The organism is Mycolicibacterium palauense, assembly GCF_002592005.1.
Taxonomy (GTDB): domain Bacteria; phylum Actinomycetota; class Actinomycetes; order Mycobacteriales; family Mycobacteriaceae; genus Mycobacterium; species Mycobacterium palauense.
This window is the reverse complement of sequence record NZ_NVQF01000020.1, coordinates 1-23,145: the sequence shown is the minus strand read 5'-3', so window position 1 is coordinate 23,145 and position 23,145 is coordinate 1. Positions and strand designations below refer to the sequence as shown.

Annotated in this window: 26 protein-coding genes, 1 pseudogene and 1 riboswitch; of the genes and pseudogenes, 11 read left to right on the top strand and 16 right to left on the bottom strand. The window is 70.4% G+C overall.

From position 1 onward, the window contains the following. Both CSR00_RS10525 and CSR00_RS10520 read right to left on the bottom strand, forming a co-directional pair. Positions 1-792, bottom strand: a complete 792-nt coding sequence (locus tag CSR00_RS10525) for a hypothetical protein (RefSeq protein WP_218014467.1) — start codon at positions 790-792, stop codon at positions 1-3. A gap of 96 nt (positions 793-888) precedes the next feature. Continuing rightward, positions 889-1,266 (bottom strand): hypothetical protein, encoded by a 378-nt coding sequence (locus CSR00_RS10520; protein ID WP_099022350.1) that lies wholly within the window; start codon positions 1,264-1,266, stop codon positions 889-891. A 133-nt stretch (positions 1,267-1,399) separates the two neighbouring features. Between CSR00_RS10520 and CSR00_RS10515 the strand changes: the two genes are divergently transcribed. Both CSR00_RS10515 and CSR00_RS10510 read left to right on the top strand, forming a co-directional pair. Next, positions 1,400-2,608: a sensor histidine kinase gene (locus tag CSR00_RS10515; RefSeq protein WP_099022349.1), complete on the top strand. Its 1,209-nt coding sequence runs from the start codon at positions 1,400-1,402 to the stop codon at positions 2,606-2,608. Between the two features lies 1 nt (position 2,609). Further along, positions 2,610-3,263 (top strand): response regulator, encoded by a 654-nt coding sequence (locus tag CSR00_RS10510; protein WP_099022348.1) that lies wholly within the window; start codon positions 2,610-2,612, stop codon positions 3,261-3,263. A gap of 68 nt (positions 3,264-3,331) precedes the next feature. On the opposite strand, the gene CSR00_RS10505 is transcribed toward CSR00_RS10510, so the two are convergent. Next, complete coding sequence (locus CSR00_RS10505; RefSeq protein WP_099022347.1) at positions 3,332-3,949, bottom strand: carbonic anhydrase; 618 nt, start codon at positions 3,947-3,949, stop codon at positions 3,332-3,334. Between the two features lie 49 nt (positions 3,950-3,998). Between CSR00_RS10505 and CSR00_RS10500 the strand changes: the two genes are divergently transcribed. Further along, positions 3,999-4,898 carry an iron-sulfur binding domain-containing protein gene (locus CSR00_RS10500; protein ID WP_099022346.1) on the top strand — a complete coding sequence of 300 codons (900 nt, stop codon included), beginning with the start codon at positions 3,999-4,001 and terminating at the stop codon, positions 4,896-4,898. Between the two features lie 73 nt (positions 4,899-4,971). On the opposite strand, the gene CSR00_RS10495 is transcribed toward CSR00_RS10500, so the two are convergent. Then, positions 4,972-5,937, bottom strand: a complete 966-nt coding sequence (locus CSR00_RS10495) for a helix-turn-helix domain-containing protein (protein ID WP_099022345.1) — start codon at positions 5,935-5,937, stop codon at positions 4,972-4,974. A 71-nt stretch (positions 5,938-6,008) separates the two neighbouring features. Between CSR00_RS10495 and CSR00_RS10490 the strand changes: the two genes are divergently transcribed. Further along, the gene (locus CSR00_RS10490) at positions 6,009-6,275 is read left to right on the top strand and encodes a hypothetical protein (protein ID WP_099022344.1); all 267 of its coding nucleotides are present in this window, start codon (positions 6,009-6,011) and stop codon (positions 6,273-6,275) included. Positions 6,276-6,322: 47 nt separating this feature from the next. Here the strand turns inward: CSR00_RS10490 and CSR00_RS10485 are convergent, their stop codons facing one another. After that, positions 6,323-7,102 (bottom strand): alpha/beta fold hydrolase, encoded by a 780-nt coding sequence (locus tag CSR00_RS10485; protein ID WP_099022343.1) that lies wholly within the window; start codon positions 7,100-7,102, stop codon positions 6,323-6,325. A gap of 56 nt (positions 7,103-7,158) precedes the next feature. Here CSR00_RS10485 and mhuD point away from each other — a divergent pair, with 56 nt between their 5' ends. From mhuD to CSR00_RS10455, 6 genes are all read left to right on the top strand, one after another. Further along, a complete protein-coding gene (mhuD, locus tag CSR00_RS10480) occupies positions 7,159-7,476 on the top strand; it encodes a mycobilin-forming heme oxygenase MhuD (protein ID WP_099022342.1) in 318 nt (105 codons plus the stop codon). Further along, a complete protein-coding gene (locus CSR00_RS10475; protein ID WP_407662419.1) occupies positions 7,451-8,815 on the top strand; it encodes a serine hydrolase in 1,365 nt (454 codons plus the stop codon). Before mhuD ends, CSR00_RS10475 begins: the two co-directional genes overlap by 26 nt. 49 nt (positions 8,816-8,864) lie before the next feature. Further along, positions 8,865-9,069: riboswitch (cobalamin riboswitch) on the top strand. Between the two features lie 37 nt (positions 9,070-9,106). Then, positions 9,107-9,826 (top strand): energy-coupling factor ABC transporter permease, encoded by a 720-nt coding sequence (locus tag CSR00_RS10470; RefSeq protein WP_099022340.1) that lies wholly within the window; start codon positions 9,107-9,109, stop codon positions 9,824-9,826. 3 nt (positions 9,827-9,829) lie between these two features. Then, positions 9,830-10,219, top strand: coding sequence for an energy-coupling factor ABC transporter substrate-binding protein (locus tag CSR00_RS10465; RefSeq protein ID WP_099022339.1), 390 nt, complete (start codon positions 9,830-9,832; stop codon positions 10,217-10,219). A gap of 9 nt (positions 10,220-10,228) precedes the next feature. After that, on the top strand, positions 10,229-10,975 hold the full coding sequence (locus CSR00_RS10460; RefSeq protein ID WP_099022338.1) for a CbiQ family ECF transporter T component: 747 nt from the start codon (positions 10,229-10,231) through the stop codon (positions 10,973-10,975). Further along, on the top strand, positions 10,965-11,762 hold the full coding sequence (locus CSR00_RS10455; RefSeq protein ID WP_099022337.1) for an energy-coupling factor ABC transporter ATP-binding protein: 798 nt from the start codon (positions 10,965-10,967) through the stop codon (positions 11,760-11,762). The genes CSR00_RS10460 and CSR00_RS10455 overlap by 11 nt, the downstream gene beginning before the upstream one ends. A 22-nt stretch (positions 11,763-11,784) precedes the next feature. Here the strand turns inward: CSR00_RS10455 and CSR00_RS10450 are convergent, their stop codons facing one another. From CSR00_RS10450 to lysS, 6 genes are all read right to left on the bottom strand, one after another. Continuing rightward, complete coding sequence (locus CSR00_RS10450; RefSeq protein WP_099022336.1) at positions 11,785-12,363, bottom strand: histidine phosphatase family protein; 579 nt, start codon at positions 12,361-12,363, stop codon at positions 11,785-11,787. Then, entirely contained in the window at positions 12,360-13,160 is an 801-nt protein-coding gene (locus tag CSR00_RS10445) for a CbtA family protein (RefSeq protein ID WP_099022335.1), read from the bottom strand. Before CSR00_RS10445 ends, CSR00_RS10450 begins: the two co-directional genes overlap by 4 nt. A gap of 39 nt (positions 13,161-13,199) precedes the next feature. Continuing rightward, a complete protein-coding gene (locus CSR00_RS10440; protein WP_099022396.1) occupies positions 13,200-13,412 on the bottom strand; it encodes a CbtB domain-containing protein in 213 nt (70 codons plus the stop codon). A gap of 260 nt (positions 13,413-13,672) precedes the next feature. Beyond that, positions 13,673-16,195 carry an ATP-dependent protease ATP-binding subunit ClpC gene (gene clpC1, locus CSR00_RS10435; protein ID WP_099022334.1) on the bottom strand — a complete coding sequence of 841 codons (2,523 nt, stop codon included), beginning with the start codon at positions 16,193-16,195 and terminating at the stop codon, positions 13,673-13,675. A 263-nt stretch (positions 16,196-16,458) separates the two neighbouring features. After that, positions 16,459-16,800 (bottom strand): histone-like nucleoid-structuring protein Lsr2, encoded by a 342-nt coding sequence (gene lsr2, locus CSR00_RS10430; protein ID WP_099022333.1) that lies wholly within the window; start codon positions 16,798-16,800, stop codon positions 16,459-16,461. A gap of 139 nt (positions 16,801-16,939) precedes the next feature. Then, positions 16,940-18,433, bottom strand: a complete 1,494-nt coding sequence (gene lysS / locus CSR00_RS10425; RefSeq protein WP_099022332.1) for a lysine--tRNA ligase — start codon at positions 18,431-18,433, stop codon at positions 16,940-16,942. Positions 18,434-18,475: 42 nt separating this feature from the next. Between lysS and CSR00_RS10420 the strand changes: the two genes are divergently transcribed. Further along, a complete protein-coding gene (locus CSR00_RS10420) occupies positions 18,476-19,711 on the top strand; it encodes an alanine racemase (RefSeq protein ID WP_099022331.1) in 1,236 nt (411 codons plus the stop codon). 47 nt (positions 19,712-19,758) lie between these two features. Here CSR00_RS10420 and CSR00_RS10415 read toward each other — a convergent pair whose 3' ends face one another. From CSR00_RS10415 to CSR00_RS31780, 5 genes and pseudogenes are all read right to left on the bottom strand, one after another. Beyond that, positions 19,759-20,574 carry a type III pantothenate kinase gene (locus CSR00_RS10415; RefSeq protein ID WP_099022330.1) on the bottom strand — a complete coding sequence of 272 codons (816 nt, stop codon included), beginning with the start codon at positions 20,572-20,574 and terminating at the stop codon, positions 19,759-19,761. Then, positions 20,574-20,999 carry an aspartate 1-decarboxylase gene (gene panD, locus CSR00_RS10410; RefSeq protein ID WP_099022329.1) on the bottom strand — a complete coding sequence of 142 codons (426 nt, stop codon included), beginning with the start codon at positions 20,997-20,999 and terminating at the stop codon, positions 20,574-20,576. The genes CSR00_RS10415 and panD overlap by 1 nt, the downstream gene beginning before the upstream one ends. Further along, positions 20,999-21,946, bottom strand: coding sequence for a pantoate--beta-alanine ligase (panC, locus tag CSR00_RS10405; RefSeq protein ID WP_099022328.1), 948 nt, complete (start codon positions 21,944-21,946; stop codon positions 20,999-21,001). The genes panD and panC overlap by 1 nt, the downstream gene beginning before the upstream one ends. Beyond that, on the bottom strand, positions 21,943-22,854 hold the full coding sequence (locus CSR00_RS10400) for a Rossmann-like and DUF2520 domain-containing protein (protein ID WP_141564326.1): 912 nt from the start codon (positions 22,852-22,854) through the stop codon (positions 21,943-21,945). Before CSR00_RS10400 ends, panC begins: the two co-directional genes overlap by 4 nt. A gap of 88 nt (positions 22,855-22,942) precedes the next feature. Further along, positions 22,943-23,107 (bottom strand): annotated as a pseudogene (locus CSR00_RS31780) (DUF6779 domain-containing protein); the annotation flags it as partial. Positions 23,108-23,145: the final 38 nt, after the last annotated feature.

Sequence of the window (23,145 nt, the reverse complement as noted above, 5' to 3'; positions counted from 1 at the left end):
TCAGCCCGGCGGGGCCGGGGGCACGTCCGGCGGCGGGAGCGCGTCGGGCGGTGGCGGCGCCGGTGTCTCCACCGGGGCGGCGGGGTCGGAGAGGATGAACGGCACCGTCGCCGACCTCAGATTGCCCAGCTGGACCACCAGGTTGTAGGTGCCGGGACCGATCGGCTGCCGCGGCAGCGGGCATCCGGGCTCCGAACCCATACCGGTCCAGGTCACCTCGGTGGTGACCTGCTCGCCCGGATTGAACGTCTTGACCAGGGTTTCGTTGGAGGGTGCGCAGTCCAGGTTGGACCACAGCCGCTTGTTGTCGAGGCTGTAGACGTAGGCGGCCAGCACCGCCGCACCGACGTCGCGCTGGCAGGCGGTCAGTCCGATGTTGGTGACCACCATGGTGAACTTCGGCTGGTCGCCGATCGCGTAGCGCGGTTCGTTGGTCAGGCCCTTGACCGCCAGCGTGGAGTCCGGGCAGTCGTCGCCGGGCTGCAGGATCGGCGGCGGCTCCACCGCCGCGGTCGCGGTGGGTGTCGGTTCGGGGTTCGGTGACGGCGGTGCCACCACCGGGGACTTGCCCTCCGGGGTCGGTGTGGGCGCCAACGGGCCCTGGGCGGTGTTCGGTTCGCCCGTGGGTTCCTGCGCGGCGGGTTTGGTGTCGGCGGACGAGGATCCCTTGACCACCACGATCACGATCGCGGCGACGATAGCGACCACCAGAACCGCGATCCCGATCGCCAGGGCACGCCGACGCCGGTAGATCTCCGGCGGCAGCGGGCCATGCGGCTCCAATTCCAGCACGTTCTCACGGTAAGGGCAGGTCACCGCGAGCCTGACGACCTGCACCGGCGTGTCGCCTGAGGATCAGCTGAGCCTCGGCGGGCGCCCGGCGTGGCGTCAGGCCACGGTTTCGCGGCGCGGGCCCTCGTAGAGATCGATGACGCGCCGCTCACCGTTGTCGAATGCGCGCATCCGCACCGACCGGCGGCCCGCCGAATCCAGCAGCGCCCGCAGCCCGGGCAACGCCGCGGCCAGCTCGGCGCGGGCCTGCTCGGGCGGGATGTCGTCATGCGCCGCCTGGTCCAGCTTGGCCGTCAGTGTCGTCATCCAGCGCTGCCGCAGCGTCAACAGCAGGCCTTCCTCGTTGCCGAACAGGCGGTCGATGTCGCAGCGCTGGTCGTCGGAGAAATCCAGCGCCGCCTCCGGATCCACGGCCGCCCGCTCGATCAGCGCGGCCATGAAGTCCATGCGTTCGTGTAACTGTTCCCAGCTCATGACAGCCGACGCTAGGCGGCGGGCACGCGCGGCGCGTCGTGCCGGGGACCGGTTCCGGCGTCCTACCGTGGGCGGAGACCGAACCCGACCGCGGCATGACGCCGCCGCGCGGCCGGCTCCCTACGATGAACGGGTGCCACGCACGGCCAGGGACTATGTGCGCGACCGGTTGCGCAAACGGGCGGAACTCATCCCGCTCGGCTTCAACTGGGCCTTCGTGGTGACGGTGGACGCGACTCTGCTGCTCGTCGTCGCCGTGATGGTCGTGCAGCGCCCACTCTCCGACCTGCCCGTGGCGTTGCCGGCGGGCGCGCTGGCCCTCTCGCCGCTGGCGGCGTTCTTCGTCTCGGGCGTGAAGTTCAGATCGCTGGTGCTGTGGGGCACCTCCACGGCCGCCGCCGCGCTGTTCCTGTTCACCACCTCGGCGCCGGTGGGCGTCGACTACACACCGTTTCTGCTGGTGCTGATGGTCAGCGTGGTCAGTTCCCTGAGCGGCCACCTCGGCGGCATGCTGGCCGCGGCGTCGGCGGCCGCGCTGCTGGTCGCGGCCTCCCTGACGCACCGTCTCGACGATCTGTTCCTCTACCTGCCCGTGCTGGCCATGGGCTGGCTGGTCGGCTTCCTGATGCGCATCCAGCAGCAACTGATGATCAAGCAGCAGGAGGCCCAGGAGGCGTTGGCGCAACACGCCGTGGCCGACGAACGCCGCCGGATCGCCCGCGAGATCCACGACGTCATCGCGCACTCACTGAGCGTGACGCTGCTGCACGTCACCGGGGCGCGGCGGGCTCTGGAGCAGGACCGCGACGTCGAGGACGCGGTCGAGGCGCTCGGCGACGCCGAGCGCCTCGGCCGGCAGGCCATGGGCGACATCCGGCGCACCGTGGGACTGCTCGACAGCGGCCCGCTGGGTCTGCCGCCCGAGCCCGGTGTCGACGACATCCCGCGGCTCGTCGACGATTTCGTCACCGCGGGCCTGCCCGTGACCCTGTGCAGCGACGGGCGCACCGACCGGGTGTCGGGCGCGGTGGGCCTGGCGCTCTACCGCATCGCCCAGGAGTCGCTGGCCAATATCGCCAAGCACGCGCCGGAGTCCGAATCCGCTCTGCGGCTGCATGTCTCCAAATCCACCGCGACGATGTCGGTGGCCAACACGGTGCCCGCGGCCCGCCGCCGGGTCGGCGCCGTCTCCGACGGGCGGGGACTGCGCGGGATGCGCCAGCGGGTGGAGCTGCTGGGAGGCGCGATCGACGCCGGACCGGACGACGACGGATGGGTGGTGCGCGCGGCCATACCCCTGGAGAGCAGGCCGGGCTGGCGGCCGCCGTGGTGCGGGGGCTGAGATGGACGACGAGATCACGGTACTGCTGGTCGACGATCAGGACCTTGTCCGTTCGGGCCTGCGCCGAATACTGCGCCGCAAGGACGGATTCGCGATCGTGGCCGAATGCGCCGACGGCGACGAGGTGCCCGCGGCCGTCAGCGCGCACCGGCCCGATGTCGTCGTGATGGACCTGCGGATGAAACGTGTCGACGGCATCGAGGCGACGCGCCGGCTGGCCGGACCGGACGCGCCGCCGGTGCTGGCCCTGACGACGTTCAACGAGGACGAGTTGCTCTCCGGCGCGCTGCGGGCCGGAGCGGCCGGGTTCGTGCTCAAGGACTCCTCGGCCGAGGAACTGATCCGGGCGGTCCGGGCGGTCGCCCGCGGCGACAGCTTCCTGGACCCCGCGGTGACCTCCCGGGTGCTCAGCGCCTACCGGCAGGCCGCGCGTCCGGCCGGTCCGCAGGAGCCGACCGACCTCACCGCGCGCGAGCTCGACGTCCTGCGGCTGATCGGCAGGGGACGCAGCAACGCCGAGATCGCCGACGATCTGTTCATCTCCGAGGTGACGGTCAAAACGCACATCGGGCGTATCTTCCTCAAACTCGGCCTGCGGGACCGGGCCGCGGCGATCGTCTACGCCTACGACCACGGCATCGTGGCGCCGCGCTGACCGGGGTACCGCCCGTTCCCCGGTGCCTATTCGCCGGTGTCTGTTCCCCGGTACCTATTCCCCGATACCTATTCCCCGATGTCGCCCAGGTGCTCGCGGAGCACCACCTTGCCGTCCGACAGGTGGTAGGTGAGGCCGACGATCGCCAGCTTGCCCGCGTTGACCCGCTCGGAGATGGTGGTCGACCGGGCCATCAGCTGCGTACCGGTCTCGATGACGTGGCGGGCCTCGAACTCGTCGACGCGCCGCAGCCCTTCGCGGCGGCCCACCAGAATCGACGGGGTGACCCGCTCCACCACGTCGCGCACATAACCGCCCGGCACGGCGCCGTCGTCGAGCGCCGTCAGCGTCGCCTGGACCGCGCCGCAGCTGTCGTGACCGAGCACGACGATCAGCGGAACGTTGAGCACCGCGACGGCGTACTCGATGGAACCCAGCACCGCGGCGTCGATGACGTGCCCGGCGGTGCGCACCACGAACATGTCACCCAGGCCCTGATCGAAGATGATCTCGGCGGCCACCCGGCTGTCCGCGCAGCCGAACACCACCGCGGTGGGCTTCTGCTCGGCGGCCAGGCTGGCCCGGTGCTCGATGCTCTGGCTGGGATGCTCGGGTTTGCCGGCGACGAAGCGCTCGTTACCCTCCTTGAGTGCCTTCCATGCGGTCACGGGGCTGGTGTTCGGCATACCCGTCATTCTGCCTTGTCGTCCCGGGCAGGTCTTCGTGAGTGCCGGAATGAACTCCCGAAACGGCGCGGGAAACGGGGTTGCGGCCGGGGAGCTGCTCGGCTGGTTCGACCGGGAACGTCGTGAGCTGCCCTGGCGGGCGCCCGGCGTCAGCGCGTGGCAGATCCTGGTCAGCGAATTCATGCTGCAGCAGACGCCGGTGTCCAGGGTGCTGCCGGTCTGGCTGGACTGGGTGGCGCGCTGGCCCACCCCGTCGGCGACGGCCGCGGCCGGGGCCGCCGACGTGCTGCGGGCGTGGGGCAAGCTGGGCTACCCACGCCGCGCCAAGCGACTGCACGAGTGTGCGACCGTGATCGCGGCCGAACACGGCGACGTCGTCCCCGACGATGTCGAGACGCTGCTGACCCTGCCCGGGGTCGGCAGCTACACCGCGCGGGCCGTCGCGTGTTTCGCCTACCGGCAGTCGGTGCCGGTGGTCGACACCAACGTGCGCCGCGTGGTGGCCCGCGCCGTGCACGGCCGCCCGGAACCCGGGTCACCGTCGGCCCGGCGCGACGAGGCCGATGTCGCCGCGCTGCTGCCGGCCGACGAGTCCGCGCCGCGGTTCTCGGCGGCACTGATGGAGCTGGGCGCACTGGTGTGTACGGCCCGCTCGCCGAAATGCGGTGTGTGCCCGTTGAGTTCGTGTGCCTGGCGGTCGGCCGGTTCGCCGCCCGCGACCAATCCGGTGCGGCGGGTGCAGAAATACGCGGGCACCGACCGGCAGGTGCGCGGCCGGCTGCTCGACGTGCTGCGCGGCAGCGGGATGCCGGTCCCCCGTGCGCAGCTGGATGCGGCCTGGCTGACCGACACGGCCCAGCGCGACCGGTCACTGCACTCGCTGCTCGTCGACGGGCTGGTGGAACAGACCGCCGACGGCCGCTTCGCCCTGGCCGGCGAGGGCGACTGAGCCCACACCTCGAGACTGCAACTCGTGACACGAAACCCCAGGTAGGGGTGTCACAACGTGCAGTTTCGGCGGGTCAGGCGGTCTCGCGGGTGGCGCACGCGAAGCTGCGCCGGTAGTCCGACGGCGTCACGCCGATCACCCGGCGGAAGTGGTGACGCAGCAATGTCGCGGTGCCGAAACCGGCCCGGTCGGCGACGCGGTCGATCTCCAGGTCGGTTTCCTCGAGCAGCCTGCGGGCGTAGAGCACGCGCTGATCGGTCACCCACTGCATCGGCGTGGTTCCCGTCTCCTCGACGAAACGGCGGGCGAAGGTCCGGGCCGACATGGAGGCCCGGCGGGCCAGGGTGGCCACGGTGTGCGGCTTGTCGAGGTTCTGCAGAATCCAGTCGAGTTGGGGGGCAAAGCCTTCCGAGCACCGCAACGGGATCGGCTGGTCGATGTACTGACGCTGGCCGCCGTCGCGCTGGGGCGGCACGACCATGCGCCGGGCGATGGCGTTGGTGACCGCGCTGCCCAGTTCGCGCCGCACCAGGTGCAGGCAGGCATCGATGCCGGCGGCGGTGCCGGCGCTGGTGATCAGGTTGCCGTCGTCGACGAACAGGACGTTGCGGTCCACCTTGGCCGTGGGATACATCCGGGCCAGCTGGTCGGCGTGCATCCAGTGGGTGGTGCACGCCCGCCCGTCGAGCAGACCGGCGGCACCGGCGACGAACGCCCCGGAGCACACCGTGAGGATCACCGAGCCGGCATCGGCCGCGGCGCGCAGCGCGTCCAGCGCGGCCCGCGGGTACTCCTCGACGCCGCTGATCGCCGGCACCGCCACCAGGTCGGCGCCGACCAGGGCATCGAGGCCGTGGTCGGGGATGAGGCCGGCGCCGACGCTGGTGCGCACCGGCCGGCCCGCCTCGGGGCCGCAGACCTTGAAATCGAAGTTCGGGACGCCGTCGTTGGACCGGTCGATGCCGAACACCTCGCAGATGACCCCGAATTCGAAGGGGGCCAGACCGTCCAGCACCAGCGCTGAAACCGTGTTGATCATGGCAGTATTTTCTCGTAGAGCGTCAGTAGCGCCACTGTTGGCGGCATATTCTCGTCGCAACACTTTCTGCCATGAGCGCATTCCCGAGTTTCCTGCCGATCCTGGCCGTCCTGCTGACCCCAATCGGGCTGGTGGCCGCGCTGACGCTGCGGTCGCGCCGCCGAGGCCGGCTGCGCCGGCCCACCCGGCGGTTTCGCTTCGCGGTACCCGCCGTGAGCCAGCTGCCCGGCGACGATCCCGACATCCGGCGGGTCAGCCACGACGTCGACGCCATCCGCACCCGGTTCGAGAACCAGCCCGTATGGCCCCATCCGGGCTCCCGTGGCGAGCGGCGGTAGCCGAACGCTGCAGCGAATGTCGGTGAGAATCGTGGGGCGAATGCCGGTCAGCCGCGCCCGACCAGCGGCCGCAGAAAGTCCTCGACGGCGGTGCGGTACACCCGCGGCGCCTCGTCGTGGATGAGATGGCCGGTGCCCGGGACCCGCACGTAGCTGCTCCGCCGGCCGGCCTCGTGCATCTGGGCCATCTGGCCGGGCGGGGCCACCGAATCCTGCGCCTCCAGCAGCAGGGTGGGAGCCCGCACGTCACGCCATTGCCGCCAGTAGGCCCGCGTCCCCCATTCCGCGGCGATCTGCACCCAGCGCTCCGGGCGGCCGTGCAGCCGCCACCCGGTGACGGTGCGGTCGAAGGCGTCCAGGAAGTACCGGCCGGCCGTCGGGCCGAAGATGTCGAGCACCGACCGCTCGGAGTCGAACTCGGCCGGCAGCGCCGTCAGCCACGGCTCCCACGGCCCGGTGGTGCGCCCCCGGAAGTCCGGGGCCATGTCCTCGACGACGACCGCGGCGACCAGGTCCGGGCGGTCGGCGGCCAGGCACCAGGCGTGCAGGGCGCCCATCGAATGGCCCACCAGCACCGCCGGCGCCCCCAATCCGGCCACCGAGTCGGCGAGGTCGGCCACGAATCGCTCGGTGCTGATCGGGTGCGGATCGGCGACGTCGCGACCGCGGTGCCAGGGCGCGTCATAGGTGAAGACCGCACCCAACCCGGTCAGCCAGGGCACCTGCCGCGACCACGTGCTACCGCGCCCCATCAATCCGTGCACCAGGACCAGCGGCGTGCCGCGGCCACCCCGGAAGGTCAGGTGGGTCGAGTGGTCCGACGTCATACCTGCCATCTTGCGTGCTCTCCCGTCGGGCAGATCAAGCACGGTAGCCTGACGACATGGCCGTGGTGAAGATCAACGCAATCGAGGTGCCCGAGGGCGCCGGCCCCGAACTGGAGAAGCGGTTCGCCCACCGCGCGCACGCCGTGGACAACCAGCCCGGCTTCCTGGGCTTCCAGTTGCTGCGGCCGGTGAAGGGCGAGAACCGCTACTTCGTGGTCACCCAGTGGGAGTCCGAGGAGGCATTCCAGGCCTGGGCCACCGGGCCGGCCATCGAGGCGCACCGCGGTGAACAGCGCAACCCCGTGGCTTCGGGTGCATCGCTGCTGGAGTTCGAGGTTGTGCTGGACGTTGCCGGTTCAAGCGCAGACGCTTAGGTCCCGCCGCGCGATCCGGCACACCGCGGCGCTCCTGTGCGGCGCCGCCCTGGTTGTTTCGCTGGTCGGCGGTTGCGGAGCGAATTCGTCACCCTCGGCCAGCGCCGGGGATTCCGGTACCCGGATCAGCCTCAACACCCCGCAGGGCCTGCGCGCCAAGCAGGTGATGGACATGCTCAACTCCGACTGGCCCATCGGGCCGCCCGGGGTGAGGACGCTGGCGGCACCCGACACCGTCGACTACATCGCCACCGTGATGGACGGAATGTGGTGGGAGCGGCCCTACACCGTGGCCGGCGTGGACATCGGCGCCGGGTCGGCGACGCTGCACCTGATCACGTCCTACGGAGCCCGGCAGGACATCGAACTGCACACCGACGACACCACGATGGTCGACAAGTTCATCGTCACCACCCAGACACCGCCGGTGCACACCTGGGCCGATGTCGATGCGGCACTGCAGCGCTCGGGCGCGCGCTACTCCTATCGGGTGTCCAAGGTCGTCGACGGCCGCTGCGAACAGTTCGCCGGCAGCAACACCGAGCAGTCCCTGCCGCTGGCCTCGATCTTCAAACTTTATGTGCTCTACGCGGTGGCCGAGGCGGTCAAGGCCGGCACCCTGTCCTGGTCCGACACCGTCACGATCACCGACGAGGGCAAGACCGTGGGCTCCTCCGCCTACGACAAAGTGCCTGCGGGAACACAGATCTCGGTGCGCGACGCCGCACAGACGATGATCTCCAACAGCGACAACATGGCCACCGACATGCTGATCAACAAGGTCGGAACCCGCGCCGTCGAACGCGCCCTGGCCGACGCCGGTCACCATGATCCCGCAAGCATGACCCCGTTCCCCACCATGCACGAGCTGTTCTCGATCGGCTGGGGCGAGCCGGATCTGCGCGAGCGGTGGAAGAACGGCTCACCGCAGGTACGTGCCGAGCTGTTGAAGGACACCGGCTCGCGCCCCTACGAGCCGGACCCGTTGCGGACCCACTCCCCCGCGTCGGCCTACGGCGCCGAGTGGTACGGCAGCGCCGAGGACATCTGCCGCGTGCACGCCGCCCTGCAACAGATCTCGACGGGTGCGGCCGCCCCCGTGCGCGACATCCTCTCCGCGCTTCCGGGAATCGACCTGGACCGCACCCAGTGGCCCTACATCGGCGCCAAGGCCGGAAACCTGCCGGGCGAACTGACCTTCAGCTGGTACGCCGTCGACCGTTCGGGCCAGCCGTGGGTGGTCAGCCTGCAGACCAATTGGGATCGCTTCCACGGCACCCAGACCGGCGGTTGGCTGATGTCGATCATCAAACAGATGTTCGCGATGATCCCCGCCTGAACCTCGACCGGCCCGAACCACTGCCCCCCGCCGACACGCGTCATGCGAGGTATGCTCCGTCTGCTGCGGTGTACGGGAACCCGGTGTGAGACCGGGGCGGCCCTCGCCACTGTGAACGGGAAGTCAGTGTCCTGCGTGCCACTGCCCGCGCCCTTGGGTGCGGGCGGGAAGGCGGGCACCGGCGTTCCGGCCCACCTGCTCGGTGGTCCGGGAGACCCGTGAGCCAGGAGACCGACCGCAGCACCGACATCGATGCCCACGAGGTGCTGGGCGGAAAGGCATATCAGATTCATGCACATCGCAGAGGGGTTCCTCCCCCCGGCGCACGCTGTGGCCTGGACCATCGCGGCGGCGCCCTTCGTCATCCACGGGGCCAGGCAGGTCGCGCTCACCGTCAGGCGGCAGCCGTCGTCGGGTCCGCTGCTCGCCGCCGTCGGCGCTTTCTCGTTCGTCATGTCGGCGATCAAGCTGCCGTCGGTGACGGGCTCCAGCTCGCACCCGACCGGAACCGGCCTGGGTACGGCGATTTTCAAACCGCCGGTGATGGCCTTCCTGGGGACCATCGTCCTGCTGTTCCAGGCGCTGCTCCTCGCGCACGGCGGAATCACCACCCTCGGCGCGAACGTGTTCTCGATGGCCATCGCCGGACCGTGGGCCGGGTTCGCCGTGTTCTTCGCGCTCCGCAAGGCCGGGCTCGGGGTACTTCCGTCGGTGTTCGCGCTGGCCTTCGTCGCCGACCTGTTCACCTACGTCGTCACGAGTTTCCAGCTCGCGCTGGCATTCCCCTCCTCCGAGGGCGGCTTCTCCGAGAGCTTCGCCGAGTTCATGACCGTCTTCGCCGTCACGCAGGTGCCGCTGGCGATCGTCGAGGGGCTGATCACCGTCGTCATCGTCCGCGTGCTCATGCAGGTCGCCTCCTCCGAGCTGCTGAACCTCGGTTTCCTCAAGGGCAGGGAGGTTCCCGCCGGCGCCGGCGACGAGCACCGTAGCGACGATCGTCAGGAGGTGTAGGCGATGGGCAACCGCACCGACAGGCCCGGCACGGGCAGGAGCTCGGTTCTCGTCATGTCGATCGGGTTGCTGGTCCTCGCGGCCGCGATCGCCGTGGGATCCCTGCTCTACGGTTACTCCCGGGACGCCCAGGCCGAATTCGGCGGCGCCGACGGCCAGGCCGAAGAGGTGATCGCCACCATCGACGAGAGCTACGAGCCCTGGTATTCCCCGCTGGTCGGAGAGCTCCCCGGGGAGGTGGAATCCGGGCTGTTCGCGCTGCAGGCGGGACTCGGCGGGATCGTCCTGGGCGGCGCGGTCGGCTGGTACGCCGGGCGCCGACGGGGGCGGGCCGAGGCGCTCTCCGCCACCCCGGCCGGCGACTCCGCCCGGGGGACCCGCGGCAGCGACTGATCCGCCGCGGTGAACCCACTCGAGACCAGCGCGGCCCGCAGTCGGTGGGCGAGCGACCCCGCCGCCGAGAAGGTGTGGCTGTACGGGGGGCTGCTGCTGTGCGCGATGGTGCTGCCGCCGCGAACGGGGGCGCCTCTCGTACTCCTCGCGGTGCTGGTGGCGACCCTGGGCCTCGCCCGGGTGCGGGTGCGCCTCTTCGTTCTCGCGTTGCTGGGGCCGGCCGTGTTCATCGCGATCGGGTCGGTCCCGATCGCCGTCAGCCTGCGCGGGGGCCCGCACCTGGAGCCCGGCGGGCTGAGCCTCGCCGTGGACACGGCGCTGCGGGCGATCGCCGCCTCGGCGGTGACGATCGGCCTGGCCGCGACGACGTTGATGGCGGACCTGCTCGGCCTGTTCCGGCGGGGCGGCGTGACGGCCGCGCTGTGCCACGTCGCCGATCTGACGTACCGACTGGTCGGCATCCTCATCCGCTCCGCGCGCACCGCCCGGGAGGCGGTGGATCTGCGGTTGGGCCTGCGGAATCCGCGGGTGGCCATCACCGTGGTCGGCTCCCAGTCCGCGCTGGTCTTCGTGCGGGCGACACAGCGCGCTCGCGCCATCTCGGAGGCGATGTCCCTGCGCGCCGAACCCGGGATGACGGCGGTTCTCACCGCGGACCGCCCGGTGCGCCCGGCCCGGCTCGCCACCGCCGCCGTCGCGTTCGCGGCGATCGCGGTGACATCGGAACTGACCTGGAGGGCCTGGAATGGCGGATGACGACGGGCCCGGGATTCTCGGGCTCCGCGGCGTCGGCTTCGCCCACCCGCAGGGACCACGGATCTTCGAGGGCGTGGACCTGTCGCTGCGGGCGGGACAACGGATCGCGCTGCTGGGCGCCAACGGCTCCGGCAAGACGACACTGCTGCGGCTGCTGGTCGGTCTGGCCAAGCCGACGACCGGGACGGTGCGGCTGCACGGCGCGCCGCTGACCGGCTCGCGGGCCGACCGCACCCGCCTGCGCACCCGGGTGCAGATGGTGCTCCAAGAGCCGGACGACCAGATCATCGGCGCGACCGTGCGCGCGGACGTGTCGTTCGGGCCGGTCAACCTCGGCCTGCAGCCGGCCGAGGTGGCGGCCCGCGTCGACGAGGCGATGACCGCGCTGGACATCGCCGAGCTCGCCGACCGCCCGCCCCACCATCTGTCCTTCGGTCAGCGCAAGCGGGTGACGATCGCCGGCGCGGTGGCGATGCGCCCGCAGGTGCTGCTGCTGGACGAGGCCACCGCGGGGCTCGACCCGAGAGCGGTCGAGGACCTGCTGGTCACCCTCACCGCGCTCGCCGACGCCGGGACCGCGGTCGTGCTGGCCACCCACGATGTCGACGTCGCCTGGACCTGGTCGGCCGAGACCCTCGTCCTCGCCGACCGCACCGTGCGCCGTGGGCGCACCCACGACCTGCTGACCGACGCCGAGCTGTTGACCGGCGCCCGCCTGGCCGTCCCGTGGGGTGCGGCCGTGTCGCGCAGGCTGAACCGGATCGTGCTGCGCCCCGACGAGGTCTGAGCAGGGGCCACCGAGACGGCTCCTACAGCCTCAGCGTCCAGCCCGCTCCCCGGTGGTGCAACTCGACACGCGCCGCGGGGGCAACGTCGATGCGCCAGAAGGACTTCGGCGGCCCCTGCAGTGCGGTCAGGACTGCGGCGCGGACAACGGCCGGGTGCGTCACGGCCAGCACCCGGCCGGAGGTCCCGGGGGTCTTCTCGGGGAACACGGTCAGGGTCCGCATCCAGCGGCGAACCCGTTCGATCAGCTCCTCCACCGATTCGCCGCCGTGCGGCGTGGCGGCGGGGTCGCGCAGCCACGCCGCAAGGTCACCGGGGTCGACCGCGTCGAGGGGCCGGCCGCGCCAGGCGCCGACGTCGAGGTCCGAGAGCGCGGCGTCGGGGGCCGCACCGAGCCCCAGTTCCTCGGAGGTCTGGCGGGTGCGCAGTTCCGGCCCGCACACCGCCGTCCATACCGCCGTCGGCTCCGGGATGCCGCCGGCCCGGTCCGCCAGCCGGCGACGCCCCAGCGCGTTGAGCGGCTCGTCGACGGGGAATCGTCCGGCCGCCATGGCGTCGGTCATTCCGTGCGACACCATGGTCAGGCGGACGAGCCCGCTCACGCGGCGATGGTCTCCCGGCGGTCGCTTTCGAGCAGCCGCGAGGCCATCACCCCGAACGTCAGGCCGATCGTCGCCCACATCAGCACCTGGACGCCCAGCGAATGCAGCCGGAACTCGTAGAGATCGGCCGCCGGAAAGCCGGGGAAGACGATCGTTCCGGTGTCATCGCGCATCGGGCCCGGAGTCTCAGCGATGCCTGGCAGGATGAGCATCACGATCGCGACGGCCACGACGTACGAGCCGACGGCGGCCAGGGTCGCGTTCCATGCCCCCAGCTTCGGTAGCAGTTGATGGCCGAGATAGGCGGCGGCCACCACCAACAGCGCGGAGAGCGCGACCATCAGCAGATAGAGCAGGGTCCGTTGGGTGATCGTCTCGTCGAGACTGGTCGCGGGCGGGCTCGGCGGGTACTTCAACGCCGGCACGATCCACAACGCGACCAACATCGCCCCGGCGAGCAGCAGCGCGAGCATCCGGGCCGAGACGTTGCCGATCCGGCCGTACAGCACGCAGAACGCCACCGCGAACAGCGCCGCCATCGCCACGCTGAACGCCAGCACCCCGAACCCCATCCCGATGGTGGACTGGACACCGCGGGTGAACAGTTCACCACCCTCGGAGCCGTGGCTGTGGCCACCGGCCGCGGCCTCCATCGCCTCGTGCGCCGCGCCGACACCGTCCTCGAAGTCAATGGCGCGGCCGACGATCGGTTCCAGGAACACCTTCGCGTAGGCGAACGCGAGCACACCCGCTATGGCGCCGGCCAACAGGCCGCGCCAGATCAATGATTTTTCCATGCTTGTCTACGTGCTGCCCGGCCGGCGGCGTTCAGCGGCTCAGTGGCACGGGAAGCCGAGCAGATGGCGGGCGTCATGCACGAACTCGTGGATGTACATGTTGTCGCCGAGGACCGAGGTCGCCCCCTGGTCGACGCCGACGAAGTAGAGCACCACCAGGGCCAGCACCGCCGTGGCCGACAGCCACAGCGCCGCCCTGGCGGCCGAGAAGTCAATGGGGGTGGCCCTTGCGGTGCGCGTACCCGAACTCATCATCGGTGTCCTCTCTCGAGAGCCCGCGTCTCGATCTTGGCTGACGGGTGTCGGGTCTGACTGTGGACAGTGGCGCGACCGTTCTGGACTCTCACCAGATTCCTCGACCCGTCGGGGTGACCTCCACATGCTAGACCCGCCGGCCGCTCGCCGTGCACCCGCGACCCGGAGTACTGACCTTTCGGTCAGTGCCCGCACACCCCCGCACGCGAAGCGGGCGGCCCCCCGAGGGGAGACCGCCCGCCTGGCGTGCCGAGTGTCTACTCCGCTGCCGTCTTGGCCAGATCCGACTCGTCGGTCGCGGCGGCCTTGGGCCCACCGGTGAAGGTGAACCGTGCGTCCTCGCCGGCGCCCTCGCCGTCCCAGTTCTCGACGTCGACGGTCACGAGCTGACCCGGACCGACCTCCTCGAAGAGGATCTTCTCCGAGAGCGCGTCCTCGATCTCGCGCTGGATGGTCCGGCGCAGCGGCCGGGCACCCAGGACCGGGTCGAAGCCACGCTTGGCCAGCAGGGCCTTGGCCTGGTCGGTGAGCTCCAGCGCCATGTCCTTGGCCTTGAGCTGCGTTCCGACCCGGCCGACCATCAGGTCCACCATCCGGATGATCTCGTCCTGCGTGAGCTGGTGGAAGACGATGATGTCGTCGATACGGTTGAGGAACTCCGGACGGAAGTGCTTCTTGAGCTCGTCGTTGACCTTGAGCTTCATCCGCTCGTAGTTGTTCTCACCGCCGCCCTGGGTGAAGCCCAGCCCGACCGCCTTGGAGATGTCGGAGGTGCCCAGGTTGGACGTGAAGATCAGCACGGTGTTCTTGAAGTCGACCGTGCGGCCCTGGCCGTCGGTGAGGCGACCGTCCTCCAGGACCTGCAACAGGGTGTTGTAGATCTCCTGGTGGGCCTTCTCGATCTCGTCGAACAGCACCACACTGAACGGCTTGCGGCGCACCTTCTCGGTGAGCTGGCCGCCCTCTTCGTAGCCGACGTACCCCGGAGGGGCACCGAACAGCCGCGACGCGGTGAACCGGTCGTGGAACTCGCCCATGTCGATCTGGATGAGGGCGTCGTCGTCGCCGAACAGGAAGTTGGCCAGCGCCTTGGACAGCTCGGTCTTCCCGACACCGGACGGGCCGGCGAAGATGAACGAGCCCGACGGGCGCTTGGGATCCTTCAGGCCGGCACGCGTACGGCGGATCGCCTTGGAGACGGCCTTGACGGCATCCTCCTGGCCGATGATCCGCTTGTGCAGCTCGTCCTCCATGCGCAGCAGCCGGGTGGTCTCCTCCTCGGTCAGCTTGAACACCGGGATGCCGGTCCAGTTGCCCAGCACCTCGGCGATCTGCTCGTCGTCGACCTCGGCGACCACGTCGAGGTCACCGGAGCGCCACTGCTTCTCCCGCTCGGCGCGCTGGGCGACCAGCTGCTTCTCCCGGTCGCGCAGGCTGGCGGCCTTCTCGAAGTCCTGCGCATCGATCGCCGACTCCTTCTCCCGGCGTGCGTCGGCGATCTTCTCGTCGAACTCACGCAGGTCGGGCGGAGCGGTCATCCGGCGGATCCGCATCCGGGCGCCGGCCTCGTCGATCAGGTCGATCGCCTTGTCCGGCAGGAACCGGTCGTTGATGTAGCGGTCGGCCAGCGTGGCGGCCGCGACCATCGCCGAGTCGGTGATGGACACGCGGTGATGCGCCTCGTAGCGGTCCCGCAGACCCTTGAGGATCTCGATGGTGTGCTCCACGGTCGGCTCACCGACCTGCACCGGCTGGAACCGGCGCTCCAGGGCGGCGTCCTTCTCGATGTACTTGCGGTACTCGTCGAGGGTGGTGGCGCCGATGGTCTGCAGCTCACCGCGGGCCAGCTTCGGCTTGAGGATCGAGGCGGCGTCGATCGCTCCCTCGGCGGCACCCGCGCCGACGAGCGTGTGCAGCTCGTCGATGAACAGGATGATGTCGCCGCGGGTGTTGATCTCCTTGAGCACCTTCTTCAGGCGTTCCTCGAAGTCACCGCGGTAGCGGCTGCCCGCGACCAGCGACCCCAGGTCCAGGGTGTAGAGCTGCTTGTCCTTCAGTGTCTCGGGAACCTCGCCGTGCACGATGGCCTGCGCGAGGCCCTCGACGACGGCGGTCTTGCCGACACCGGGTTCGCCGATCAGCACCGGGTTGTTCTTGGTGCGGCGGCTCAGCACCTGCATGACCCGCTCGATTTCCTTCTCCCGGCCGATGACGGGGTCGAGCTTGCCCTCCATGGCGGCGGCGGTCAGGTTGCGGCCGAACTGGTCGAGCACCAGTGACGTCGACGGGTTGCCCGTCTCGCCGCCGCGCCCGCCGGTCCCGGCCTCGGCGGCCTCCTTGCCCTGGTAGCCGGACAGCAGCTGGATGACCTGCTGGCGGACCCGGGTCAGTTCGGCGCCGAGCTTGACCAGCACCTGGGCGGCGACGCCCTCGCCCTCGCGGATGAGGCCGAGCAGGATGTGCTCGGTGCCGATGTAGTTGTGGCCGAGCTGCAGCGCCTCGCGCAGGGACAGCTCCAGCACCTTCTTGGCGCGCGGAGTGAACGGGATGTGCCCGGACGGCGCCTGCTGGCCCTGGCCGATGATCTCCTCGACCTGGCTGCGCACGCCCTCCAGCGAAATACCCAACGACTCGAGCGACTTCGCGGCGACGCCCTCACCCTCGTGAATAAGTCCCAGCAGGATGTGCTCGGTGCCGATGTAGTTGTGGTTGAGCATCCGGGCTTCTTCTTGAGCCAGGACGACGACCCGACGTGCTCGGTCGGTGAATCTCTCGAACATCCGTGATTACCTGCTCTCCTTGATCGGGCCCATCGCACCTCCCATCCGGGCGGCGCGTAGAGCCTTAGGTCCACTCTAATGGGCGCCCGGCCGGGGCGTCCTACCTTGGGCCCCGCCGACAAGGCGGGGCGCGACGATCGGGGTGGACGTACACAACCAACGTCGGGAAATACCGAATCGTTTCCCCGGCGAGCGGGAACGGCTTCGCCGCTAGCGAACGACGCGCCTGAGCGGGCGGGCCGGTGGGCGGGCCGGGTCTCGGCTCAGGTCGCAGCGTGGAAGGCGTCGATCACGTCGGCGGGGATACGGCCGCGGGTCGACACATTATGACCGTTGCGGCGGGCCCATTCCCGGATCGCGGCGCTCTGCTCCCGGTCGATGGCGGCCCGGCCCCGGCCCGATCCGGTGGCGCGACCCCGGCGCCGGCCGCCGACCCGGCGGCCGGCCTCGACCCACTGCCTGAGGTCGTTGCGCAGTTTGGCGGCGTTCTTGGCGGAAAGGTCGATCTCATAGGTCACGCCGTCGAGACCGAATTCGACCGTTTCGTCGGCGGCGGCCTCGCCATCGAAATCGTCAACCAACGTGACGGTTACTTTTTTGGCCATTTTCTTGTTGGTCCTTCTCTACCCGCCCGCAGGGGAAAACACCGACCGACCTCCCAACCGATCAGTATTCAACGTGCGTTACGAATGTACCGCACCCGAGAAGGTCGCTGCATAAACCCTGAGAAGTTGCCGTCAACTTTCACATGCGCTTGACGATCGGGAATAAAACGGTCTCGCGAATGGACAGCCCGGTCAATGCCATCAACAGTCGGTCGATGCCCATTCCGGTGCCGGTGGTCGGGGGCATCGCAAACTCCATGGCCGCCAGAAAATCCTCATCGAGCAACATCGCCTCGTCGTCCCCGGCGGCCGCGGCGCGGGCCTGGGCGGCGAACCGCTCCCGCTGCACCACCGGGTCGATCAGCTCCGAATAGCCGGTGGCCAGCTCGAACCCCCGCACGTAGAGATCCCACTTCTCGCTGACCCCGGCGACACTGCGGTGCTGACGCGTCAGCGGCGTCGTCTCCACGGGGAAGTCCTTGACGAACGTCGGTTCCCACAGGTTGTCGCCGACCAGGTGTTCCCACAGCTCCTCCACGAGCTTCCCGTGGCCGTACCCGCGGTCCCGCGGCACCTCGACCTCCAGACGGTCGGCGACACGCCACAGGTGTTCGGCCGGCGTGTCCGGGGTGATCTCCTCGCCGAGCGCCTCCGACAGCGAGGAATACATTTCGATGGATTTCCATTCGCCATCAAGATCGTAAAATTCGCCGTCCGGTAACGGGACTTGTCTGGTGCCGAGCGCCTCGTCAGCGACCTCCTGAATAACCTCACGCGTAACAGTCGCCGAATCGTCATAGGTGCCGTAGGCCTGGTAGGTCTCCAGCATTGAGAATTCGGGCGAATGCGTGGAATCGGCGCCTTCGTTTCGGAAGTTGCGATTCAGTTCGAACACCTTGTCCAATCCGCCGACCACGCAGCGCTTCAGAAACAGCTCCGGGGCGATCCGCAGGAAAAGGTCGGCGTCCAGCGCATTGGAATGGGTGACGAATGGCCGCGCCGCAGCGCCGCCGGCCTGGGTCTGCAGCATCGGCGTTTCCACCTCGAGAAATCCGCGACGCTCCAGCGCGTTGCGGACCGCGCGGACCACCGCGATGCGTTGCCGGGCGATCGTGCGGGCCTGCGGCCGCACGATGAGGTCGACGTAGCGCTGCCGGACCCGCGACTCCTCGCTCATCTCCTTGTGCGCGACGGGCAGCGGTCGCAGCGCCTTGGCAGCCATCTGCCAGGAGTCGGCGAGCACCGAGAGCTCGCCCCGCCGGGAACTGATCACCTCGCCGTGGACGAACACGATGTCCCCGAGGTCCACGTCGGCCTTCCAGGAGTCCAGCGCCTCCTGGCCCACCCCGGCGAGGCTGATCATCGCCTGCAGGTGGGTGCCGTCGCCGTCCTGCAGGGTGGCGAAGCACAGCTTGCCCGAGTTCCGGGAGAACACCACCCGGCCCGCGACGCCGACGACGTCGCCGGTCTCGGTGTCGGCGGGCAGTTCGGGATAGGCCGCGCGGATCTCCGCGAGGGTGTGGGTGCGCGCGACCTCGACCGGGTAGGGATCGCGCCCCTCGGCCAGCAGCCGCTCCCGCTTTTCCTGGCGGATCCGGAACTGTTCGGGCAGGTCATCCTCGGCAGAGCTCACGGCGTGCCAGCCTAAACGACGTCGGCTCCGTAAATTGAACGTGTGGCAGCCACCCTGGACCTCGCGGCGGTGGCCGCACTGGCCGACGAACGCCTCTCGTGGCGGTTCAAGGGCCTGCCCGCCGACTGGCAGGGCCGCACCGTGGCCGACGTCCGCGCCGAGCGGCCCCGCCTGTTCGAGGCGGGTGCCACCGGGCCGGTGTGCGTGCTGCAGGCCGACGCGCTGCGACACAACCTGGACACCATGGCGCACTGGTGCGCCCAACGCGGTGTGCGGCTCGCGCCGCACGGCAAGACCCACATGGCCCCGCAGCTCTACGCCGAGCAGCTCGCGGCCGGCGCCTGGGCGGTGACCGCGGCCACCATCCACCAGGTGCGCATGTACCGGGCGTTCGGCGCCAGCCCGGTGATCCTGGCCAACGAGCTCGTCGACCCCGCCGGGTTGCGCTGGCTGGCCGCCGAGATGGCCGCCGACCCCGGCTTCCGGCCGATCTGCTGGGTCGACTCCGAGAAGGGGGTCGAGTTGATGGGCAGGGCGCTTCACGGCGCGGCCCGCCCGCTCGACGTCTGCGTGGAGGTCGGCGAGCCCGGCGCACGCACCGGCTGCCGCACCGACGCCGACGTCGACGCCGTCGCGACGGCCGCCGCGGCCCGGCCACAGCTGCGGCTGATCGGCGTGTCCGGCTACGAGGCCGCCCTCGGGCACGACGTCACCGCGGCCAACCGGGACCGGGTGCGGGCCTACCTGTCGCGGATGCGCGCCGCGGCGCTGCGGCTGCGCGGGGTGTTCGAGGCCGACGAGATCCTGGTGACCGCCGGCGGGAGCACGCACTTCGACCTGGTCGCCGACGTCCTGGCCGAGGGGTGGCCCACCGGGATGACGGTGCGCACCGTGGTGCGCAGCGGCGCCTATCTGACCCACGACGACGGGCTCTACGCGCGGACCTCCCCGGTGGCGTTCCGGCCGGCCCTGAGCGTGTGGGCCCAGGTCTGCTCGCGCCCCGAACCGCACCTGGCGCTGCTGACCATGGGGCGCCGCGACGTCTCCTTCGACCAGGATCTTCCGGTGCCGCGCGGGTTTCCGCACAGCGAGGTCACCAAGCTCAACGACCAGCACGCGTTTCTGCGGCTGGGCCGCGGCGAGGCGCCCCGGGTCGACGTCGGTGACTGGATCGAGTTCGGCATCTCACACCCGTGCACGGTGTTCGACAAGTGGCAGCTGATCCCGGTGCTGGATGCCGAGGGCCGGGTCGTCGACCTGATCCGGACGTTCTTCTGAGCCCGTCCGGAGCGGCTTCCGCGGGCAACGGGCACCGGGGCCCGGCGTCACTTCGCCTGCTTGAGCCTGCCGCGGTTGTTGTCGCGGTTGCGTTCGAACACCAGCCGCAGCCCGTCCAGCGTGAGATACCGGTCGTAGTGGTCGACGGTCTGCAGATCGGGCAGCAGCAGCGGCGCCGTGTGGCCGGTGGCCACCACCACGACATCGTCGCCGTCGAAACCGTCGACGTCGTCGCGGATGCGGCGCACCAGCGCGTCGACCAGACCGGCGAAGCCGAACACCGCGCCCGCCTGCATGCATTCCACGGTGTTCTTGCCCACCACCGACCGCGGCCGGGTCAGCTCCACCCGGCGCAGCGCCGCGGACCGGGCGGCCGCGGCGTCCGAGGACAGCTGCACGCCGGGGGCGATGGCACCACCGAGGAACTCACCCTTGCCCGACACCACGTCCACGACGATCGAGGACCCGAAGTCGATGACGATGGCCGGGTTGCCGAACTTGTGGAACGCCGCGAGGCAGTTCACGATCCGGTCCGCGCCGACCTCCTTCGGGTTGTCGACCAGCAGCGGAATCCCGGTACGCACACCGGGTTCGATCAGCACGTGCGGCATCGAGGGCCAGTACTGGTCGAGCATCAGCCGCACCTCGTGCAGCACCGACGGTACGGTCGACAGCGCGACGGAGCCGGTCAGGCGCTCGGAGTCGTCACCGATCAGACCGTCGATGATCAGCGCCAGCTCGTCGGACGTGACCTCCGGTTCGGTACGAATCCTCCAGTGCTGCACCACTTTCGCGTGCTGGCCGGCGCCCGATATCAGGCCCACCACGGTGTGGGTGTTGCGTACGTCGATGGCGAGCAGCACTAGCTCAGCCCCCGCGGGGAGACGAGTTCGGTGTCGGCGGCCAGTTCGTCGGGCACGTAGGCCGGGTCGCCACCCAGGTCGATCCGGCGGTTGTCGGCGTCGACGAACACCACCCTGGGCCGGTGGGTCCGCACCTCGGCGTCGTCCATGGTCCCGTAGGCGATCAGGATGACCAGATCGCCGGGGTGCACCAGATGGGCCGCGGCACCGTTGATCCCGATCACGCCGCTGCCTCGCTGCCCGGTGATCGCGTAGGTCACCAGGCGGGCACCGTTGTCGATGTCCACGATGGTCACCTGCTCACCCTCGAGCAGATCCGCGGCGTCCATCAGATCCTCGTCGATGGTGACCGATCCCACGTAGTGCAGGTCGGCATGGGTGACGGTGGCGCGGTGGATCTTCGATTTCAGCATGGTCCGCAACATCAGTTCCTCCAGGGCATGTCGAGATGGTCCTCGGGGCCGGCGTAGGCGCCGCGGGGGGCGGCCGCGCCCAGCTGCACCCCGATGTTGTCCAGCAGCCGGGTCTCGCCGACCCGTGCGGCCACCAGCAGGCGGGCCGTCCCCGCCGCCGGCGCGGGCCCCAACGCGGGGTCGCGGACCTCCAGATAGTCGACGTCGACGGCCGGTACCGCGGCCAGTACCGAACGCGCGGCCTCCAGCGCCGCGTTTGCCCCGGCCGGCGCTGCGTGCATGCCGGCGACCAGCGCGGCCGACAGCGCGGCGGCGAGCTCACGCTGGGCGGCGTCGAGGTAGCGGTTGCGCGAGGACAGCGCCAGCCCGTCGGGTTCCCGCACGATGGGCACGCCGACGATCTGCACGTCGACGTTGAGGTCGGCCACCATCTGACGGATGAGCACCAGCTGCTGGTAGTCCTTCTCACCGAAGAAGGCCCGGTCCGGCCGCACGATCTGCAGCAGCTTGAGCACCACGGTCAGCATTCCGGCGAAATGGGTGGGCCGCGCCGCCCCCTCCAACTCGGCGCCCAGCGGACCGGGCCGCACCGAGGTGCGCGGCCCGTCGGGGTACATGCCGGCGGCGGTGGGGGTGAAGGCGATGTCGACGTGCTCGGCCCGCAGCAGCGCCAGGTCGGCGTCGAGGGTTCGCGGGTAGGCGTCGAGATCCTCGGTGGGGCCGAACTGCAGCGGGTTGACGAAGATGGAGACGACCACCACCGCGCCGGGGACCCGTTTGGCGGCCCGGACCAGGCTCAGGTGGCCGTCGTGCAACGCCCCCATCGTCGGGACCAGCATCACCCGGCGCCCCGTCCGGCGCAGCGCGCGGGTGACCTCGGCGACCTCGCCCGGCGCCGAGTAGGTGTGGAGTTCTCCGGGAACGAACGCCGGGGCCCGGCCGTCTCGGGTCGGGCTCATCGGGACAGCACCTCGAAGACCTCCCGTGGAGCGTGGGCGCGCTCGGCCGTGCGCCGGGACACCGCACGGTAGGCCTCGGCCAGTGCCGGGTCGACCTCCGCGAGGGCCTCGAGGTGACCGGCCACCGCCCCGGCGTCACCGCGGGCCACCGGCCCCGTCAGCGCCGCCTGACCGCGCTGCAGGGTGTTCTCCAGGGCCGCGCGGGCCAGCGGTCCCACCACCCGGGCGGCGAGCCCGCCGGGGTCGTCGCCGACCATCTCCTGGCCGAGCAGCTCCTGGCCGGACAGCGCGGCCCGCAGCGCCTCCAGCGCGTCGGCGATGACGGTGACGACGTGGTTGCTCGCGTGGGACAGGGCGGCGTGGTAGAGCGTGCGCGCGTCCTCCCGGACCCGGAAGGGTTCGCCGCCGATCTCCAGGACCAGCGACTGGGCGATGGCGTAGCCGATCTCGTCGGCGGCGGTGATCCCGAAGCAGGTGCCCGCCAGCCGGTCGATGTCCCCCTCGGCACCGGTGAACGTCATCGCCGGGTGGATCGCCAGCGGAACGCAGCCCAGCTCCGTCAGCGGGGCCAGGATGTCGACGCCGTTGGCACCCGAGGTGTGCACGACGATCGTGCCGGGCCGCACCGCCGCCGTCGCGGCCAGCCCGGCCACCAGCGACGCCAGCTCGGCGTCCGGGACGGCCAGCAGCAGCAGTTCGGCGTTGGCGGCCACCCGGTCGACGGGCTGCACCGCGGTGTCGGGCAGTCTGGTGGCCGCCCGGCGCCGCGACGCGGCCGACACGGCACTGCAGGCCACCACGACGTGGTCGGCGCGCTCGAGGGCGACACCGAGTGCGGTTCCCACCCGGCCGGCGGAGATGATGCCCACGCTGAGCCGCGCCGGCCGCAGTCCATTGGGGGTCCCCATGAAGACGACCTCACTGACGTCATGATTGGTTGGTTCCAGTTCCCGTTCCGGTCCACGGCGGGTACCGGTCGGTCGCAGAAAGCCTAGCTCAGTCCTCCCGGCGCCGGCGCCGGCCGCCTCCCGAGGAGCCCGTCTGCTGCAGGCGGGCCAGCAATTCGGCCACCGACTGCCCGCCGGTGGCCGGGCCGTCCTCGTCGGGACCGCGGTGCCGCGCCGGGGGTTCGGCGTGTTCCGGCGGCTCCGGCGATTCGGGCATCCCCATCGCCGGGGCGGCTGTCTCTTATACACATT

Bases quoted from the DNA above. Each gene is read 5' to 3' on its own strand.
- CSR00_RS10485 (WP_099022343.1), bottom strand. From the start codon at position 7,102: ATGACGTCGGACCACTCGACCCACCTGACCTTCCGGGGTGGCCGCGGC.
- CSR00_RS10465 (WP_099022339.1), top strand. From the start codon at position 9,830: ATGGGCAACCGCACCGACAGGCCCGGCACGGGCAGGAGCTCGGTTCTC.
- CSR00_RS10490 (WP_099022344.1), top strand. From the start codon at position 6,009: ATGAGCGCATTCCCGAGTTTCCTGCCGATCCTGGCCGTCCTGCTGACC.
- lsr2 (WP_099022333.1), bottom strand. From the start codon at position 16,800: ATGGCCAAAAAAGTAACCGTCACGTTGGTTGACGATTTCGATGGCGAG.
- CSR00_RS10400 (WP_141564326.1), bottom strand. From the start codon at position 22,854: ATGGGGACCCCCAATGGACTGCGGCCGGCGCGGCTCAGCGTGGGCATC.
- CSR00_RS10495 (WP_099022345.1), bottom strand. From the start codon at position 5,937: ATGATCAACACGGTTTCAGCGCTGGTGCTGGACGGTCTGGCCCCCTTC.
- CSR00_RS10470 (WP_099022340.1), top strand. From the start codon at position 9,107: ATGCACATCGCAGAGGGGTTCCTCCCCCCGGCGCACGCTGTGGCCTGG.
- clpC1 (WP_099022334.1), bottom strand. From the start codon at position 16,195: ATGTTCGAGAGATTCACCGACCGAGCACGTCGGGTCGTCGTCCTGGCT.
- CSR00_RS10455 (WP_099022337.1), top strand. From the start codon at position 10,965: ATGGCGGATGACGACGGGCCCGGGATTCTCGGGCTCCGCGGCGTCGGC.
- mhuD (WP_099022342.1), top strand. From the start codon at position 7,159: ATGGCCGTGGTGAAGATCAACGCAATCGAGGTGCCCGAGGGCGCCGGC.
- CSR00_RS10520 (WP_099022350.1), bottom strand. From the start codon at position 1,266: ATGAGCTGGGAACAGTTACACGAACGCATGGACTTCATGGCCGCGCTG.
- CSR00_RS10510 (WP_099022348.1), top strand. From the start codon at position 2,610: ATGGACGACGAGATCACGGTACTGCTGGTCGACGATCAGGACCTTGTC.
- CSR00_RS10500 (WP_099022346.1), top strand. From the start codon at position 3,999: ATGAACTCCCGAAACGGCGCGGGAAACGGGGTTGCGGCCGGGGAGCTG.
- CSR00_RS10440 (WP_099022396.1), bottom strand. From the start codon at position 13,412: ATGAGTTCGGGTACGCGCACCGCAAGGGCCACCCCCATTGACTTCTCG.
- panD (WP_099022329.1), bottom strand. From the start codon at position 20,999: ATGTTGCGGACCATGCTGAAATCGAAGATCCACCGCGCCACCGTCACC.
- CSR00_RS10505 (WP_099022347.1), bottom strand. From the start codon at position 3,949: ATGCCGAACACCAGCCCCGTGACCGCATGGAAGGCACTCAAGGAGGGT.
- CSR00_RS10445 (WP_099022335.1), bottom strand. From the start codon at position 13,160: ATGGAAAAATCATTGATCTGGCGCGGCCTGTTGGCCGGCGCCATAGCG.
- panC (WP_099022328.1), bottom strand. From the start codon at position 21,946: ATGAGCCCGACCCGAGACGGCCGGGCCCCGGCGTTCGTTCCCGGAGAA.